The sequence below is a fragment of the Pseudomonadota bacterium genome (assembly GCA_039024915.1).
Lineage (GTDB): Bacteria > Pseudomonadota > Alphaproteobacteria > Rhizobiales > MH13 > MH13.
The window spans coordinates 365,074-383,602 of sequence record JBCCPK010000001.1 but is presented as its reverse complement, the minus strand read 5'-3'; the positions used below and the strand labels follow the sequence as shown (position 1 = coordinate 383,602).

At 61.0% G+C, this 18,529-nt stretch carries 14 protein-coding genes; 3 read left to right on the top strand and 11 right to left on the bottom strand.

All coding sequences use genetic code 11. The annotated features are described in order from the left end of the window. Position 1: 1 nt before the first annotated feature. From AAF739_01825 to AAF739_01810, 4 genes are all read right to left on the bottom strand, one after another. A complete protein-coding gene (locus tag AAF739_01825; GenBank protein ID MEM6381384.1) occupies positions 2–3,079 on the bottom strand; it encodes an efflux RND transporter permease subunit in 3,078 nt (1,025 codons plus the stop codon). 3 nt (positions 3,080–3,082) lie between these two features. Beyond that, a complete protein-coding gene (locus AAF739_01820) occupies positions 3,083–4,141 on the bottom strand; it encodes an efflux RND transporter periplasmic adaptor subunit (protein MEM6381383.1) in 1,059 nt (352 codons plus the stop codon). Positions 4,142–4,317: 176 nt separating this feature from the next. Next, entirely contained in the window at positions 4,318–5,553 is a 1,236-nt protein-coding gene (locus AAF739_01815) for a mandelate racemase/muconate lactonizing enzyme family protein (protein MEM6381382.1), read from the bottom strand. Between the two features lie 20 nt (positions 5,554–5,573). After that, a complete protein-coding gene (locus AAF739_01810) occupies positions 5,574–6,299 on the bottom strand; it encodes a FadR/GntR family transcriptional regulator (protein MEM6381381.1) in 726 nt (241 codons plus the stop codon). Between the two features lie 326 nt (positions 6,300–6,625). On the opposite strand from AAF739_01810, the gene AAF739_01805 reads away from it, so the two are divergent. From AAF739_01805 to AAF739_01795, 3 genes are read left to right on the top strand one after another with little or no spacing between them, the layout of a single operon-like run. Continuing rightward, positions 6,626–7,444, top strand: a complete 819-nt coding sequence (locus AAF739_01805; protein MEM6381380.1) for an NAD(P)-dependent oxidoreductase — start codon at positions 6,626–6,628, stop codon at positions 7,442–7,444. A 5-nt stretch (positions 7,445–7,449) separates the two neighbouring features. Continuing rightward, positions 7,450–8,622: a mandelate racemase/muconate lactonizing enzyme family protein gene (locus AAF739_01800; GenBank protein MEM6381379.1), complete on the top strand. Its 1,173-nt coding sequence runs from the start codon at positions 7,450–7,452 to the stop codon at positions 8,620–8,622. Positions 8,623–8,631: 9 nt separating this feature from the next. Then, entirely contained in the window at positions 8,632–9,519 is an 888-nt protein-coding gene (locus tag AAF739_01795) for an SMP-30/gluconolactonase/LRE family protein (protein MEM6381378.1), read from the top strand. A 6-nt stretch (positions 9,520–9,525) separates the two neighbouring features. Here the strand turns inward: AAF739_01795 and AAF739_01790 are convergent, their stop codons facing one another. The 7 genes from AAF739_01790 to AAF739_01760 all read right to left on the bottom strand — a co-directional run bounded on the left by AAF739_01790 (position 9,526) and on the right by AAF739_01760 (position 18,528). After that, a complete protein-coding gene (locus AAF739_01790; GenBank protein ID MEM6381377.1) occupies positions 9,526–10,077 on the bottom strand; it encodes an FCD domain-containing protein in 552 nt (183 codons plus the stop codon). Positions 10,078–10,107: 30 nt separating this feature from the next. Next, positions 10,108–11,259 carry an enolase C-terminal domain-like protein gene (locus AAF739_01785; GenBank protein MEM6381376.1) on the bottom strand — a complete coding sequence of 384 codons (1,152 nt, stop codon included), beginning with the start codon at positions 11,257–11,259 and terminating at the stop codon, positions 10,108–10,110. A gap of 9 nt (positions 11,260–11,268) precedes the next feature. Beyond that, on the bottom strand, positions 11,269–13,008 hold the full coding sequence (locus AAF739_01780; protein ID MEM6381375.1) for an ABC transporter ATP-binding protein: 1,740 nt from the start codon (positions 13,006–13,008) through the stop codon (positions 11,269–11,271). A 1-nt stretch (position 13,009) separates the two neighbouring features. Beyond that, a complete protein-coding gene (locus AAF739_01775) occupies positions 13,010–14,149 on the bottom strand; it encodes an ABC transporter permease (GenBank protein ID MEM6381374.1) in 1,140 nt (379 codons plus the stop codon). An 8-nt stretch (positions 14,150–14,157) separates the two neighbouring features. After that, on the bottom strand, positions 14,158–15,141 hold the full coding sequence (locus AAF739_01770) for an ABC transporter permease (GenBank protein ID MEM6381373.1): 984 nt from the start codon (positions 15,139–15,141) through the stop codon (positions 14,158–14,160). 74 nt (positions 15,142–15,215) lie between these two features. Further along, positions 15,216–17,138, bottom strand: a complete 1,923-nt coding sequence (locus tag AAF739_01765; protein ID MEM6381372.1) for an ABC transporter substrate-binding protein — start codon at positions 17,136–17,138, stop codon at positions 15,216–15,218. A 187-nt stretch (positions 17,139–17,325) separates the two neighbouring features. Further along, on the bottom strand, positions 17,326–18,528 hold the full coding sequence (locus AAF739_01760) for a CaiB/BaiF CoA-transferase family protein (GenBank protein MEM6381371.1): 1,203 nt from the start codon (positions 18,526–18,528) through the stop codon (positions 17,326–17,328). Position 18,529 lies beyond the last annotated feature (1 nt).

Sequence of the window (18,529 nt, the reverse complement as noted above, 5' to 3'; positions counted from 1 at the left end):
GTCAGCCCGCTGGTTGCAACTCAGCGTCGCCAGCCTCCGCCATGCGCTGCTGCGCCCGCCGCACGGAACCGTTGAAGAAGATCATGTAGAACACCGGGGCGGCGATCAGCGTCAGAATGGACGCAAAGGCAAGACCTCCCATGATGGTCACCGCCATGGAGGAGAAAAACGCATCCGGCAGAAGCGGGATCATGCCCAGGATGGTGGTCGCCGCTGCCAGAAGGACGGGTCGCAAGCGCGAAACCGATGCTTCGGTGATGGCATCGGCGAGAGGTTTCTGCGGATCAGCCTCCCGGGCGAGGTCGATCTCCTCCACCAGAACGATGCCGTTCTTGATGAGCATGCCCGACAGCGACAACAGCCCGAGAAGTGCGGTGAACGTGAAGGGCAGCCCGGTTCCCACCAGGCCGAGCGCCGCACCATTTACCGACATGGGCACAAGCAGCCAGATGATGGCGGTTTGGCGCAAGCCGTTGAACAGAAGGATTGTGATCAACAGCATGATCAAGATCGCTGTCGGTAGCTGCGTGCCCAAAGACTCTTGCGCATCTGCTGAGTTCTTCAACTCTCCGCCCCATTCAAAGCGGTAGCCGGGCGGAAGCTCCATGGCTTCGATCGTTTCGTTGACCTCCACCTGCACTTCGGTGGCCGTGAATCCTCGCGGAATATCGGCGCCAACGGTGATGACGTTTTCCCTGTCTTGCCGCTCAATGAGGGTGTCTTGGATCTCAAAGCTGAGCCCGTCGACGACCTGCTCCATCGGAACGAATTCGCCGGTCGCCTCAGAGTACAGAACGAAATCGGTCAAGAGCAGCTGGTTGTCCGGCGGTGCCCGCAGGATAAGCGGGATCTGTCGATCCTCTTCCCGATAGGTGCCAGCTCTGCTCCCGGTTGTCGCGAACTCCAAGGTCTGCGTGATGTCGGTGCGGGAGATGCCGGATTCCTGCGCGCGCGCTTCGGCGTACATCGGCCGCAGTACAGGCTCGGGCTCGGCCCAGTCGATGCGGATATTGAGCGCGTTCTCGGTCGCCGCCTCCATCCGCGCACGCGCTTCAACCGCCAACGCGCGCAGCACTTTGGGGTCGGGCCCGAAGAACCGCGCTTCGATGGACGCCCCGCCTCCGGGACCAAACGCCAGGCGCTCGGTGCGAAACTGTCCGGCGGTCAGGGTATCGGCGGCAAACTCCTCAAGCGCGGTCATTTCGTCCGAGATGGTATCAAGAGACGCGACGCGAACGATCAGATGCCCATAGCTGGCGTTATCGTCCTCTGACTCATAGGTCAGCATGAAGCGGGCGGCGCCACCCCCGGCGAAGCTTGTCACGTCCGTCACGCCGGGGCGTTCCTGAAGCCACTGTTCGACGATCTGCAGATCGCTCGCCACCTTATGGATCGACGCGCCCTGCGGCAGCTTGTAGTGGACGAAGAACAGCGGTGTGCTGCTGTCGGGGAAGAACTGCTGCCTCACCTGGCCGAACAGGGCGAAGCAGGCCGCCGTGATCGCGATCAAAACAACAGCCACCGCCCACCGAGCCTTCAGCATCAAGCGCAGTATGCCTCCATAACCGCGATAGATGGCGCCGCTATAGGCATCAGCGCTGTCCTCATTGCCCACCTTGAACAGGTAATGGCCGAGCAGGGGTGTGACGGTGATTGCGAGGATCCACGAAAGCAGCAGTGAAATGCAGATCACGGCAAACAGGGAGAACATGAACTCGCCCGTTGAATCGTTGCTCAACCCGATACCTGAGAACGCCATGATGCCGATGACGGTGGCTCCAAGCAGCGGGATTTGCGTCTTGTTGGCGGACTCGCGCGCTGCCTCACGGGAGTTCTTGCCCCGCGCCATGGCCTGCTGCATGCCTTCGGCAACGACAATGGCGTTGTCGACCAGCATGCCCATGGCGATGATAAGCGCCCCAAGCGAAATCCGCTCCATTTCGATTGAGCCCAGCGCCATGAACAGCAGCGAGCCAACCACGGTCAGCATCAAGGTCATGCCAACGACGATCGCGGCCCGGACCCCCATGAACAGCGCCAGAACGACGATGACGATGCTCACCGAAGTGGCGAGGTTAACCAGGAAATCGTTGACGCTGTCATCGACGATGAGGTGTTGCTGGTAGATCGGCTGGACACTCACGCCAAGCGGGAGTTGAGATTGAAGCTCTGCCAGTCGCACGTCGACCCGTTCACCGATCTCCACGATGTTCTCGGTAGCGATGCCAGCCACCCCGAACGTAAACGCCTCCTCTCCGTTATGCCGGATGATAATACTTGGGTCGCTGACGCGTTCGCGTTTGATGGTGGCAAAGTCACTGAGCGTCAGAACCTCGCCCGCCACCCCGATCGAAAGCGCGGAGATGGACGTTACCGTGTCGCTTCCGGTCGGCCTCTGCAGCAACTGCCGACCGGAATTACCCACAATACTGCCCGCGGAAACCACTTCGTCAGCCTCCGCCAAGGCACCGCCTATGGCTGAGGGCGGAATTCCCAGTGCGGTGGTCACCGCAAGGTCTGGCTCAACGTAAATCGCCTCCTCGGGCAATCCGGCAAGCGTAACATCTTTCACGCCATCAAGTGCGAGCATCTGGCGCCTGAGAAATGATGAGAGCCGATGGATGTCGGCATCGGAATAGCCCGGCGCGGAAACAGCATAAAACAGTCCGTAAACGTCCCCGAACTGATCGTTGACGCTGGGTGGGAAGGCCCCATCAGGTAGCTCGGCCGCTTCAACACGGTTTCTCAGCTTGGTCCATAAATCTGGAAGTTCAGTCCCGTCATAAATGTCTTGCATCGTGACATTGATGATCGAGACGCCTGGCTGGTTGAGCGTTTCGATCTCGTCGACTTCGCCCATTTTCTGGATTTCCGATTCCAGTGGCTCGGAGACTTCAATCGCAACTTCCTCTGCCGATGCACCCGGATAGGCGGTCGCCACCACAGCGACCTTGATGGTGAAGGCCGGGTCTTCCAGCCGGCCGAGCGTATCGAAGCCCCAAAGGCCGCCAAAGAAGCATATGAGAATGATCAGCCATGTGTAGATGGGCCGGTTGATGGCGCCCGCTGCGATATCCACGGTCTACCTCACAAAGCCTGAGAAACGGGTTACCTGATCACCGTCGCGCAGAAGTGCGGCACCGGACGCGACAATCTCCTGGCCCTCTTCTAGACCCGATAGCACCTGTACCGCTCCCGAGCCTGTCGAGCCTATTTCGATAGGTTGGCGGCGTACGGAACCGCTTTCTGCACCCGTCGGTTCGAACACCATCACCGACGCTGCGCCGTTGGGATCAAAGACCAGCGAAGCGGGTGGAACCACGAGTGATCCCAATTGGTCGCGCATGCGTGCATACACAGTTGCCGATGCACCCGGCAGCACAAACAGATCGTCAGGTGGTTCCATTCCCAAGGTCAGGCGGAACGATTGGCCGACTTGGGTCGTCTCGGCCACGACCTCGCGAAACTCAATGTCATAGCGTCTGTCGTTTGCGGCAAACTCCACCTGCAGGGCGACGTTGGGGTCGCGACCTGCTTGTTGAAAAAGGACTTCCGGCACCTCGATTTCGACCCGCAGATCGGACATGTCGTGCAAGCGAACAACGGATGTTCCCGCGTTGATTGTTGTGAAGTTGGGTACCGTTCGGCTCGCCACGATCCCCTCGAACGGCGAGCGGAGGGTCGCCAGCCTGAGGTCCCTCTGGGCATTGCGGGTCTCGATACGGCTCAGTTGCAGGGCCGTTTCGGCTTCATCGATTGTTGCTTGGGTCACCGCCAGATCGCTCAGACTGCTGAAACGGTCGAAGTCGAGTTGCGCCTGCGCCTCTTCCGCCTCAGCACGCAACAGGCTCAATTCAAACGGTTCGAGATCAAGCTCTGCAATTAAGTCGCCCTCGTTTATGAGCTGACCTTCATCAACAGGCAATTCCAGGATTTGCCCACCAACCTGAAAGGCGAGATCAACTGTTTCTCGAGCTCTGACCCGCCCGAAGAAAACCCGCTCCGATGCGTCCTCCATGCTTTGGACCGTAATCAACGCCGCCGGGCGAAGTTGGTCTGAGGCCTCTTGGGACACTGCCTGCGAAACGGGGAGAAGCCCGGCCGCCGCTGCAACGCATACGCATAGGTGAAAGAGTTTCATTGGTGGAATTTCCGCCAGATTGGTGGTGCGTCAAGGACACAAGAACGCTGGACATTGTCTAACAAGCGCCAGTGAAGCTACTTTTGTATGGGTTGGCAAGCCATTCTTCTGGCGGTGTGTGCCGAGCAAGGCGACAGATAAGTTTAAGGCTTCCCCGCGCGGGCCGGTGGCAGTGATTAGACCTTTGATACCCGAACCAGTCTATCGGGATCATCCAGTAGGCGCTGCGCCAAAGCGCACCCGTGCCCGCCAGACCGGGCGACGCTTTCCGGTGCTCGGGCCATACCGGTCTCGATAACCGGCAGACCTGTCGCCATTTGCCGGTAAACGCCTTGATAGTAGGCGCGGACGCTTTCAAGGATCACCGCAGCGGGCATAGCCAGCGCCAGTTGCAGGTTCACCGCCCAGACCACGGGACCGGTGCAGTCGTGCGGTGCGATCATCACCTCGTGCGCGTCGCACAGATGCGCAATCTTTTGCGCCTGTGAGAGCCCGCCAACCCAACCGACGTCGAAGTGGGCATAGTCGATTGCCCGCGCGGCCAACGCATCACGGAACCATGGCACCGTTCCGTGGCTTTCGCTGCCTGCAAAGGGGCTGGTGCTGCGCTGGCGCAGTTCGACAAGGTTGCCGATATCGGTCATGTCGATGATATCTTCGTGCCAGAATGGCTTGAAAGCGTCGGTCTCGCGCAGAATCTGCCGCGCCACAGCAGGTTTCCACAAGCCGTGATACTCCACAAGCACGTCCACCTCGTTGCCAACCGCTTCGCGGATGGCCGCGATCTTTGACAGAGCATCATCCATCTGCGCGCTGCTGATCCGCATGCCGCCGCTTGCTTCGGCAGCGACATCGAACGGCCAGATTTTCATCGCCGCGATGCCGTCACCAAGGAGCGAGCGCGCCAGACCTGCCGGGTCGGAGTTCTGGAGCTCAAGATCGTCGGGCACCGCGTCGCTGGGGCTGTCGTCCCCGGCCTCATCCACCATGCGTGCCCGGTGCAGCCCGGCCGTCCAGTTGTAGCCTGGTCCCGCGCAGGTGTTGTAGATCGGGATCTTTGCGCGCACCGGCCCGCCGAGCAATTGCGCGATCGATTGCCCTGTCGCGCGGCCCTTCAGGTCCCACAGTGCGATATCGACGGCCGAATTGGCACGAATCTCGACCGAGCGGGTCGGGTATCCGAGAAAGCGCAGACCCCCCGAGGTGTGCATGGCATGGGCGTGGCGATTGAGGTCGCTTGGGTCTTGCCCGAGCAGGTAGTCGGCCAGGTGCGCGTGAATATAGGTTTCAATCGGCTCGGGGTGGCGGAAGGTCTCGCCCAGCCCAACCAGACCCTCATCGGTCTGAACCCGCACCCAAAGAAAATTCGTCCAGCGTTTATGCCGGATGGTCTCGATAGCGGTGATTTTCATGGATGTTTGCCAGATGCTCTCTAGAAGGCATCCGGTCCATCGAACAGCCGCTTGCAGGTTGCATCGATATGCTCACGCATCGACTGTCGCGCAACTGCCTCGTCGCCTTCCACGATGGCGTCAACGATCATGCGGTGCTCCGCAATCACTGGATGAGACGATGAGGTGTGCTGCTTGAACGTCCGCCGCAGCGTCTCGCAGGCGAGGATATTGGCTTTCATTGAGGCAAGTGCCGAGCTGAAGAACGGATTGCCGGATGCTTCGGCAATGGCCATGTGCAGCGCGGCGTCCGCCGTGCTGTCAAAGCCATCATCGCTGGCGCTGCGTTCGACGGCGATCATGGCTGCGACCATCGATGCGCAGTCCTGTTTGCTGGCGCGCTGGGCGGCTGCGGCCGCCGCGTCCCCTTCGATGGCCGCGCGAAACTCGAACACGCGGCGGATATCGGAGAACGAACTGACCGGTGAGAACGCAAACAGCGCCGATTCTGGCCGCTTCTTGACGAACGAGCCGGACCCTTGCCGGGAGATCAAGACCCCATCGTCGCGCAGACGCTTCAGCGCCTGCCGCAGGACCGGACGGGAGACGCCCAGGTTCTCGCTCAAAGTCTGCTCGGGCGGAAGCTTGGTGTTCTCCGCAAATGTCCCGTCAACGATCAGCGACAAGATGCGTTCATGAACCTGATCGGCGAGGGACCAGTCGCGCATGGGGGCCGATAGCGATAGAGATTTGGCAACGTCAGTCATGGCGTCTCAATAGAGGGGGGCGTTCCTCGGTGTGCGCTGAACGCCGCACCTCTTTACGGGTGCTGGGCCACGACCGAAGCATGCGATGAAACATGCGAGCGAGACACGTGATAGGGCATGCGCAAACGTCCGCAGAATTTGTTGCGAAATCGCGTATATGTCAATTAGAAAGAACAAAAAAGCACGACTTTTGACAAATTGATGATGCCGCTTACAGTGGGCAGAGACACCGTCACGAAACGCATTGTCGGGCGTGCTTATTCGCTTACGCGCACCGCCATTTCATCGAACACCCACAGGCACAACACCCAAAGGCACAACACCCAATGACCCAGACCGTTCTGCTCACCGGCGCCGCCGGCAAGGTTGGCGGCATGCTGCGCCCCATGCTGCGTCAGCGCTATGCGAACATCATCTTGTCGGATCGTCATCCGGTGGACGATCTGGCGGGCAATGAAAGCTACCGTCCAGCCGAACTGGGCGACGCTCAACAGGTCATGGAGCTGTGCGCTGGTGTTGACGGCATTATCCATCTTGGCGGGCAGCCGACTGAGACCGATTGGCAGACAGTCAGCACATCGAATGTTCAGGGCATGATGAACATGCTCGAAGCAAGCCGTGTGCAGGGCGTGAAGCGCTTCGTATTTGCCTCCTCCAATCATGCGGTGGGCATGTATCCTCGGACCCGCAAGATCGGCACCGGCGAGAAGGTTCGCCCCGACGGACGCTATGGGCTTTCAAAGGCGTTCGGCGAGGCAGCTTGCGCGCTCTACGCCGACAAGCACGGCTTGCGCACGCTTTCGATCCGTATCGGGAACGTTTGCGAGAAACCGGCCAACGAACGGCTTCTGTCGGTTATGCTCCATCCCGAAGATCTGTTTCAGCTGTGCACCATCGGGCTTGAACACCCAGATCTGCACAGCGAGATCGTATTCGGAGCGTCCAACAACATTCGCGGCTTCTGGGATAATGACGTGGCGTTTCGGCTTGGCTACAGGCCCAAGCATCGCGCCGAGGATTTCGCCGCAGAAGCGCTCGAAGCGCAGAAAGCCATTCCCGCCGACCCGGTAGCCGACCGGTTTCAAGGTGGTGGCTTTGCATCCGAAGAGTTCTCCGGTGACGCTGAGCGGGCGCTCTGGAACTAGCGACCATGAAAATCACCGATGTCTGCACCTTCATCGTCGATGCCCACCGCACCAATTGGGTGATCGTCAAGATCGAGACCGATGCCGGCATATACGGCCTTGGCGAAGCGACGGTTGAACGGCGCGAGCGCGCATCGGCCGAAGCGGTTAAAAGCATCGGCAACTATCTGATCGGCCAGGACCCGTTTCCGGTCGAGCACCATGCTCGCACCATCATCCGCGACAGCTACTGGCGCACCGGTGTGGTCAACCGCTCGGCCCTGTCGGGCATTGAAGCGGCGCTTTGGGACATCAAGGGTAAGGCGCTGGATGTGCCGGTCTATGAGCTTCTGGGCGGTAAGTGCCGGGATCGGATCAGGGCGTATGCCAACAACTGGGCACCGGTGCAGGCGATACCGGGTGCCGACACGATGGAAACGGCTATCGCAAAGCCGCTCGAGATGGGTTTCGGCGCGGTCAAGTGGGACCCGTTCGGGCAGGCCTGGATGCACATGGACCGCGCGGCGCGGGCCACAGCCCTTGAGCAGATCAAGCGCGCACGAGCGGCTGGCGGTGACGGTATCGAATTGCTGATTGAAGGGCATGGCCGCCTCGACGTCCCGACCGCCGTGACGGTGGGCAATGCGATAGCGGAATGGGACCCGCTTTTGTTCGAGGAACCTATACCGCCTGACAGCCTCGAAGCCTTGGCCGAGGTGAAGTCGCGCATCCCCGTACCTGTGGCTGGCGGCGAACGGTACATGGATAAGGCCCGCTTCATGGAAGTCGCCGAGAAGAAGGCGCTCGACTGGTGGCAGCCCGATGTCTGCCATGTCGGCGGCTTGGCCGAGATGAAGGCCATCGCATCGATCGCCGACACGCGTTTTCTGCCGGTCGCGCCGCACAACCCGATGGGCCCCGTTGGCAACGCGATGACGCTGCAACTCGCCGCTGTCATTCCCAACTTCACCTATCTCGAAACCATGATGATCGACGTGCCGTGGCGCGGTGAGGTGGTGCAGGAGACCTGCGTTCTGGAAGCTGGTGAGATGATCATCCCCGATGCGCCGGGCCTCGGGATCGAGCTTGATGAGCACGCGGCCGCGCGCCACGAATATGTGTTCAAGCCGCCGGGGCATTTCCGGAAGCGCGAACCATGGCCCGAAGGGTCGGGCCCGTGGTTCAACGTAAAGCACTAGGGGCGACAGATGAGCGGATTTGACGTCGACGCCGCCTTTCGGGTTCGCGCCAAAGTGGGCGAGGGGAGCATCTGGTCGGCGCGGCACAACGCGCTGTACTGGGTCGATATCCCCGCCGGAAAGCTGCATCGCTCCGATCCCTCTACAGGACAGACACAGACATGGGCGTTCGGCCGGCCCGTCGGCTGCGTTGCGGAAACCGAAGACGGCCAGATCGTCGCCGCGCTGACCGATGGCTTCACGCTGCTCGATCCGCAAGCAGGAACCATGACCCCGCTGGGCGGCCCGAAACCTGGAGAAGACAACCACCGCTTCAACGACGGAACCGTCGATCCCGCCGGGCGGTTTCTGGCCGGAACGATGGGGCTCGATGGTCCGACGGCGGAAACGGCGCAAGGCAGGTTATACGCGTTTGATGGCAAACGGGCCGAGGAGGTCATGGTCGGCTTCAAGACCATCAATGGGCTTGCGTTCTCCCCCGATGGCAAGACAGCCTACGTCTCCGACAGCAACCCGGCCATCCAGACGATCTGGGCTTACGATTACGACATGGATGACGGTGCCTGGACGAACAAGCGGGTGTTTTTCGATTGTTCGGGTATCGCTGCTCGCCCTGATGGCGGCGCGATGGACACCGACGGCTGCTACTGGATGGCGGGCGTCTCGGGCTGGCAGCTGGTGCGCATCACGCCGGCGGGCGAGGTCGACAGGACGGTCGATATGCCGGTTGAGAAACCGACGCGGATCGCGTTCGGCGGACCCAATCGGGACGTCATCTATACAACATCGATTGCCGTGCCGGACGATGCCGAGCAGCCTTTATCGGGGCTGGTCCTCACAGTGCACGTTCCCGGTATTCAAGGGCTTGATATGCCGCTGATGCGGTTTTCCAGCTGAACGGATCTAGGCCGGGTTGGGTGTGCCCCGGTCGTGGCTGGCGCTGTAGCGCTTGATCGCCTTGATGAGGTGACCGCGCATGGCCTCGCGCGCAACTTCCGGCTTGCCGGAGTTGATCGCGCCCAGCACCCGTTCATGTTCATCGATCAGCGCGCGTTCCTGAGTGATGCCTTCCTCGGTCAGAAGCGCGTGGACCTCAGGTCGGGCGCGCGGGACGGCGCGCATCCCCAGCGCCATCAGAAACTTCACGAAATAGCGATTGTTGGCGGCGTCCGCGACAGCCATGTGAAAGGCGAAATCCGCCGCACTTGCTGATCGGCGTTTGTCGACCATCGCTGCCATGTCTTCAAGGCACTCGGCGATGCGCTGGCGTTGCGCTGGAGTCGCCCGGGTCGCGGCATAGCCCGCGGCTTCCGCTTCGATGGCGAGGCGCAATTCAAGGCATTCGAGAAGTTCGGACCGCTTTTGCGGATCAAGAACAAAGACGCCACCGGACTTGCGTTCGACAGCCTTCCGCGTGGCATCGTCCAACCCCCGTAAGGGCGTCACATTCGTCATCGTCACACCGCTCCCTTCAGGCCCCGGCTCTCAGGCCAGGTTCGCCTCGATATAGTCGAGGTTCAAATCCTGCCCCAAACCGGGATCGTTGGAAAGGTGCACGTACCCTTCGGCGTCCATCGCATCCTCCAGCGTGTTGAGATAGTCGCGTGGTTGTTCGTAATCGATGAAGGGATGCAGCAGGCCGCGCTCGTAGAAATGTGTGTTGGGAATGGCCGCGGCGATGGCGAGGTTGGCGACCCCCGTGCCGTGCAACTCGCAGCTCATATGGAAGCTCTCGGCGAGGTGCGCGACCTTCATCGACGGCGTGATCCCGCCTGCGGAGCGAGCGCCGGTTCGTAGCATGTCGCACGCGCCAGCGCGCACCCACTCGGCCCGCGTCCAGTATTTGCCGGGCGCCGTCTCCGGCCCGAGAATGTTGAGGCGCGGCAGTTTCTCAGTCAGCCAAACGTAAGACGAGATCGATGCCTCTTCCATCGGCTCTTCCATCCAGAAATAGCCCAGCTCTTCGAGCCGCTGACCGAGCCACAGCGTGTCCGTGCGGCTGTACCAATGGTTCGGGTCAAGCATCAGCTTGATGTCCGGCCCAACCGCTTCGCGCACCGCCGCACAGGCCGCATAGTCGAGCTTCACATCGGGCGCGCCGGGGATCGGCGGCATCCAGGTGTGCAGCTTGATGGCCTGATAGCCGCGCGTCTTGACCATCCATTCGGCGAAGCGGCCGTAGTCTTCAGGCGTTGCCAGCCCGCCGTCCATATCGTCGCCGCACATGGTTGAGCCGTAGGCCGGGATTTTATCCCGGTAGCCGCCCAGCAGCTTCCAGACCGGTTGGCCGCAAATCTTGCCTTTCAAATCCCAAAGCGCCTGATCCACGACGCCAAGTGTCTGGTCGGTAAAGTTCAGCGCGCTACCGCGCTGCCATTTGTACATGCCCATGTAGAGCTGTTCGGTGCGCATCGGGTCCGCGCCAACCAGGACAGGACGGACAAATTTGTCGAGGATTTCTTCGCGCAGCAGGCTGGGCCCGGCAACCATGCGACCCACGGTGCCGTCATCTACGGTAATCTCCAGCAGCGCGTTCGTCGTCTGCCGCTCCGGCCCGGGGTGCGCATGTCCGTCGCTATCGGACATGGTGTTGGTCGTGGTGCGGAACGTGCGGACCGCGACGCTTTCAATCTTCATGGGAGGCTCTTAGTTTCCAGCCGCCTCAACGTAGCGGTGGCGCGTGCGCGTGCCGCGCAGGCTCGGTTCGGGAATGGGCACCGAAGACAGCAGCGCCTTGGTGTAGGGGTGCTGCGGGTCTGTGATGATCTGTTCGGTCTCGCCCACTTCGACGATCTTGCCGCGATACATCACCGCCACCCGGTCGCAGAAATAGCGGATCACCGCCATGTCGTGGGAGATGAAAACGAAGCTCAGATCGAGATCGTCCTGCAGGTCGAGGAGGAGATCAAGGACCTTGGTGCGGATCGACACATCGAGCGCCGAGGTCGGCTCATCGGCGATGATCAGGCGGGGATCGAGGGCGATGGCGCGCGCAACCACGATGCGTTGGCGCTGGCCACCGGAGAACGCGTGCGGGTAGCGCTCGGCCATCTTTGGCTCGAGGCCAACCTTCACCAGAAGTTCTGAAACGCGGGTATCGAGTTCCGCGCCCGATGCGATGCCGTTCACCAGCAGTGGTTCAGCAATGATCTGTTTGACCGTCATGCGCGGGTTCAGAGAGGCAAACGGGTCCTGGAAGATCATCCGGATGTCGCGGCGGATCGGCGTGAGCTGTTTGCCGGTGGCCGCCGACAGGTCGAAGCCGTCAAACTCCATCTGCCCGGACGTCGGATCGTAAATCCGGCACAGGCAGCGCCCGACGGTTGTTTTGCCGGACCCGCTTTCGCCCACAATACCGAACGACTCACCTTTGCGGATGTCGAAGGTGACACCATCGACGGCACGCGTCGAACTGGTGACCCGCTGCAGGAAGCCCGAGCGCTTCTCGAAATGCTGGGTCAGGTCGCGCACCTTGAGGATCGCCGGGGCATCGGCGGGGACGTCGCGCTTGCGCGCCGCGCGCCCGTTGAGCTGTTTGACGGCGCCGAGCAGCTGCTGCGTGTAGGGGTCTTGCGGGCGCTCAAAAATCTGGAAGACGTCGCCGCGCTCGACGACGCGGCCCTTCTGCATGACGACCACTTCATCGGCGATTTCGGCCACGACGCCCATATCATGGGTAATAAACATCACCGCCATATCGTTCTCGTCCTGCAGCTTGCGGATCAGGTCGAGGATTTCGGCTTGGGTCGTCACGTCGAGCGCGGTGGTCGGCTCGTCGGCGATCAGAATGTCCGGCTCGCAGGACAGCGCCATCGCGATCATCGCCCGCTGGCGCATCCCGCCGGAATACTCAAACGCGTATTTGTCGAGTGCCTGTTCCGGTTCAGGTATCTCGACCTGCTCAAGGGCCTTGCGGGCAAGCTCCCGCGCTTCCGCCTTGGAGATCCGTTGGTGCAGCATCACCGCTTCGATGATCTGCGCCCCGATGGTGTGCACCGGGGACAGAGAGCTCATCGGTTCCTGAAAAATCATTGCGATCTTGCCGCCGCGAACGTCCCGAATGGCGCGCCCGCGTGGGTTCATCTTGGCAAGGTCAAAACCTACCATCCCCACGTCTGGGGTGAACATGATGCTGCCGGACGATATCGAGCCGGGGCGGGTGACCATGTTGAGGACGGCGCGCGCGGTGACCGATTTGCCCGAGCCACTTTCGCCAACGACGCAGACCGTCTTGCCGCGATGCAGATCGAAGCTCACATTGTCGAGGATTTCGACGCGCCCAAGCCGCAGGTCGAAGCCAACGTTCAGGTCGCGAATGGCAAGGATCGGCGTGGTCCCGCCCTCGGCGTCCGTTGCCAGAGTGCCGTCTTCGACAACCGCGTCCATATCAGTGGCCATACGGGTCGGCGGCGTCGCGCAGACCGTCGCCCAGGAAATTGAAGGCCAAAACGGCGATCACCACGAAGCCGCCGGGAATGAACAGCCAAGGTGCCTGGCTGATCGAGCGGATGTTCTGCGCCTCCTTGAGAAGGACGCCCCAGCTTAGCGCCGGCGGCTGAAGCCCTAGTCCGAGAAAGCTGAGCGCCGTCTCCGCGAGGATCATCAGGGGGATCGCCAGCGTCAGCGAGGCGATGATGTGGCTCGTCAGCGATGGCAGCATGTGGCGGAAGATGATCCTGCGTTCGGACACGCCGTCAATGCGTGCAGCGAGGACGAAATCGTCATTTTTCATGGCGAGAAACCGACCCCGCACCACGCGGCCAAGCTCCGTCCAGCCGACAAGACTGACGATTGCGGTGATCACGAAATACTGCATGTAGATCGGCCAATCAGGCGGTAGCGACGCGGCCAATGCCATCCAGATCGGGATCGTCGGCAGCGACAGGATGAACTCGATCAGGCGCTGGATGAGCGCATCGGTTCGCCCGCCATAGTAGCCGGATAAGCCACCTAGAACGACGCCGAGCACGAGCGAGATCGCGACGCCGACCAGGCCAATCGACATGGACACGCGGGTCGAATACATCACGCGCGAGAACATGTCCCGGCCCAGCCGGTCCGCCCCGAAAAAGAAGAACTGGTCGCGCGGGTTCACCGTCGCGAACAGCTTCAAGGTCATGGGGATGACGCCCCACAGCCTGTATTCTTCGCCCTCGCCGAACAGGCGCAAATAGATTTTCTCATCGCCGCGGACATAGGTGATCGCGAGGGTCACCGGGTCGCGTTCCCGCTCCATCTTGTAGACATAGGGGCGGATGGCCGTCCCATCCTCGGTCCGGTCGATGAAGTGAATGCCCTGTGGCGGGTGGTACACCGCGCGGCGGTTCTGCTGCAGCGGATCAGCGGGGGCAATGATCTCCGCAAACAGCGACAACAGATACAGAAAACCGATCACCCACATGCCGATCATGGCAAGGCGATGCTTCTTGAACGCCCACCAGGTCAGCTGCCATTGCGAGGCGACTTCAACATCGCGCGATTTGGCTTTATCCGCGATGGCGCCGACGTTGAGGCCGACGTCAGTCATGCGTCTGCTCAGTCATATTTCACCCGCGGGTCCATAAGCACCAGAAGAATGTCGGAAAGCAGCATGCCGACGACTGTGAGAGACGACAGCAGAAGGACAAATGCGCCGGCAAGATACATGTCTTGTGACTTGAGCGCGGATAGCATCAAGGGCCCCGCCGTCGGCAGGCTGAGAACAATGGCCGTGATGACGGCTCCCGAAACCAAAGATGGCAGTACCCACCCGATGGTCGAGATGAACGGGTTCAGCGCGACGCGCACAGGGTACTTCACGATCAGCCAGAATTCGGACAAGCCCTTGGCGCGAGCGGTATCAACGTAGGGTTTGTCGAGTTCATCGAGCAGGTTGGCCCGCATGATGCGGATGAGGCTGGCCGTCGCCGAGGTACCAAGGACGATGACCGGCAGCCAGAGATGGCTGAGAAGGTCGAGAAACTTCGCCATGCTCCAAGGCGCGTTCTGGTATTCCGGAGAGAACAGCCCGCCAACCGACGAGCCGAAATAGACGACGCCGATGTACATCAGGATCAGGGCGAGCAGAAAGTTCGGGGTGGCCAGTCCAATGAAGCCCACGAACGTGGCGACATAGTCGCCGACCGAGTATTTGCGGACTGCGGAGTAGACGCCGATGGGGAACGCGACGGCCCAGGTGAACAGAAGGGTTGCGAAAGACAGCAGCAGCGTCAGCGCCATGCGCTCCCAGATCAGGTCGGACACCGGTTGCCGCCACTCAAACGACATGCCGAAGTCACCCTGAACGATGTTGCCGATCCATTTGAAATATTGAACCAGCAAGGGCTGGTCGAGGCCAAACCGCTCGCGCAGATTGTCGATAGCTTCCTGGCTCAGGACCTCATTCGATTCCGCAAGCGTCGCAATATAGGTGGTTAGATAGTCGCCTGGCGGCGCCTGAATAAGCAGGAACGACACCAGCGAGATCCCGAACAGGAACGGGATCATCCAAATGATGCGTTTGACGATGTAGCGCAGCAGCATCGGCGAGTGCCCATTCCAGCGGAGACCGAAACGCCGACGCAGCTGGTACTGCGTCGGCGCGTATCGTGGCGTTACTCAGGCGCGAAGAAATACGTCTGAGGAAGCGTTGGAGCCGGGTCCGGGTACATCCAGGAGGCAGGCATGGCACCGGGCACATTGCGAAGCCGTGTGTTCTTGACGCCGGTCATCTGCGGCGCCTTGGTGATGCCGATCACCTCGAACTCGTCGGCGGCAATCTGATGGATCTGCGCGAACAGCTCCTGCTGGCGCGCCGGGTCGCCGGTGGCCTTGTACTCTTCAAACAGCTCGTAGCGTCGCTGCATGGATGCGGGCGGCTCTTCTCCCTCGGTACCGCCGGAAAGGTACCAGCGGGTCCACGGAATTGCGAACCACGATGCCTGAGGGTGAACAGCCATCACGTTGCGCGGCGACAGGGTTGGATCGAGGCCACCGGGCGCCGTCCAGACCATGAAGTCGTGCTCATTGGCTTCGCCGCGGCTGTAGTAGATCGACCGCTCGACGCCCGACGATGTTACGTCAACGCCGATCTCTTGCCATTGCTCGCGAATGATCTCGAGCGCATCACCCCAGCGGGTTGTCTCGGCGCTGTAGTTGACGTTGAAAGCAAAGCGTTCGCCGTTGGGCAGAAGCCGGAAACCCTCACCATCGCGCTGGTCGAGACCGGCAGCATCAAGCAGCTCGTTCGCCCGGTCAGGATCATACTCGGTATGCTGCCGTCCAAGCTGTTCATTGTACAGCGGATGCTCGGGCACCGCGCCGATCTGCCAGGGCTCGCCGACACCTTGATAAACAATGTCGATGATCTCCTCGCGATCGATGGCGATCGACAGGGCCTCGCGCACACTGCGATCATTGATCGCCGCACGCATGTCCGGGTCCTTGTGCGTCATGTTCAGGTGGATCGCCATGTCATTCGACGCGGACGGGGTCAAATTGTAGAATTCGTACCCACCAGCATCGCGGTTTTCAGCGATGACCGGACGATCTGCGAGACCATCGAGACGCCGCCTTTGCAGGTCGATATTCCCGGCGATAGCTTCGAGGAGAAGAGCCTGATTGTCCTGTGACACGATGTTGTTGAAGACATCAATGTAGGGCAACTGGTTGCCTTCGGTGTCGACCTGCCAGAAATACGGATTGCGCTCCATGACGACTTGCGTGGCACCGGCCGTGTAGGCCTGCTCGGTCACAACCCACGGATCAAGCGTCGGGCGGTCCGGATTGCTCCAGCGGTTCGGCGCTTCAACTTCGCCGCAGCGAAGCCGGAACAGAGCTGCCCAATCCTCGACGGCTTCAGTCGCATCGACCAAGTCCTGAACATTGGGATTGTAGGTTGGATGGAACTGCTGGCAGTAGTGCTTGGCCCAGATAACCGGTTCCTGAGCGAGTGGCGTCGCCAGCTCGTTCATGAAGGTGCCGTAGGGCCCGGCGAATGTGAACCGCACGGTGGTGTCGTCGATCTTTTCGGCCTGCATCCGCTCGCCTTCAATGGCAAAGCGCGCCGGCGCGTTGGGGTAGAACTCCTCATTGTTGAGCAGGTCCTCGACGAAGAACATCACATCGTCAGCGGTAAAAGGCTCGCCGTCGGACCATTTCATGCCTTCGCGCAAAGTGAAGGTGAACTCGGTCGCATCCTCATTCACTTCCCACGCTTCGGCGACGTTCGGCACCACTGCGGTGAACTCGGGGTTCCAACGCACAAGGCCTTGCGGGCCGACGAAGCGCAGAATGGAGTTGTGGTCGTTCGACCCGCCCAGAGCGCGACGGATCGTGCCGCCATAAACGCCGACCGATTCAATCGGCGTGATAACTTCGGGATTGGCCGGCAGCCGCTCCTCGACCGGCGGAAGCTGCCCCGCCTCCACCATTTCCGTGAGCATGGGTGCTTCGGAAAAGTCCATCGCGAACAGCGCTGTTGTGGAGCACAGCAGAGCAACCGCGGAAGTGCGCGCAAGGCGCCCGACATGTTTCATGAATACCTCCCAGTTAGGCTGTCTGCGCTGTTTGTTTACCGCCGTTTTGACGGTGGTTTTTGAGTGCGCAAAACCAGCTATGAAAGGGATAGCGAGCGCCCCAAAAGCTGTCAAGATTTGTAATCTCGGCTTGCAAATCTGGGCCTATTAGCACCGTTCATCGGATATGAAGGGGCTGACCGACGGTTCAGTCGCGCTCAAAGCGTGGCACGGAGACGCGCAGTCCACCTTGGGTTGTCCCAGGTTTTGTCGGCGCACTGCGGCCCAGCGCCAGCTCGCTGCGCGAAAAGCGTAAGGGGGTCCGGAGCCCTGCAATGTCCTCAGGCTCGATCACCATATTGCGCGCCTTGATCTGTGGATGATTGAGCGCTTCAGCGACACTGTTGATCGGCGAAGCGGGTACATTGGCACTTTCGAGCGCTGCCAGGAGCTCGTCCCGATGCCATGAGGACAAAGGCCCACGCAGCACGTGGATAAGAGCCTGTGCGTGTGCGACGCGCGCGGCGTTTGTGGCGAACCGTGTGTCGGCGGATAGGTGCGCCAGTCCGAGCACCTCGCACAGGCGGGCAAACTGCCCATCATTGCCGACTGCAATCACGCACGCGCCGTCGCTGACGTCGAAAACCTGGTAGGGCGCGATGTTTGGGTGAGCGTTGCCCATGCGACCTGGCGCGGTTCCGCTGGCAAGGTAGTTCATGGCCTGATTGGCAAGCATGGCGGTCGCTGAATCAAACAAGGACAGGTCAATGTGCTGGCCCTTGCCCGAGCGTTCGCGCTCGGCAAGCGCGGCCTGGATGCCAACCACCGCATAAAGCCCCGTGAACAGGTCCGTTATGGCCACACCAACCTTCTGTGGCGGTCGGTCCGGCTCACCGGTGATCGACATGAGCCCCGACATCGCCTGCAGCAGATAGTCATAGCCGGGCCGGTGCGCAGCGGGTCCATCCTGTCCAAAACCTGTGATCGAGGCATACACGATGCGCGGATTGGCCGCGTCCACGCTGGCAAAGTCGAGCCCGAACGGCACAAGTCCGCCGGTCTTGAAGTTCTCGATCAGCACATCGGCGTCGGCAGCCAACTCGCGGACGTAGGCAGCGCCCTCGGCCGTCTTCAAATCGACGGCAACGGACGTCTTGCCGCGATTGCACGCGTAGAAATAGGCTGCAGTGGTATCGCCATCGCGCGATATAAATGGCGGGCCCCAGCCGCGTGTTTCATCGCCGTCTGGACTTTCAACCTTGATAACCGTCGCGCCGAGATCAGCCAGCACCTGACCGGCCCATGGGCCTGCGAGAACGCGCGCTAGCTCGAGAACCTTCAGCCCTTTGAGGGGTGGGTCGCCCCCAGCGAAACCGTCCTTGTCTTCAGGGGCCGATTGCGGGTTGTCCATC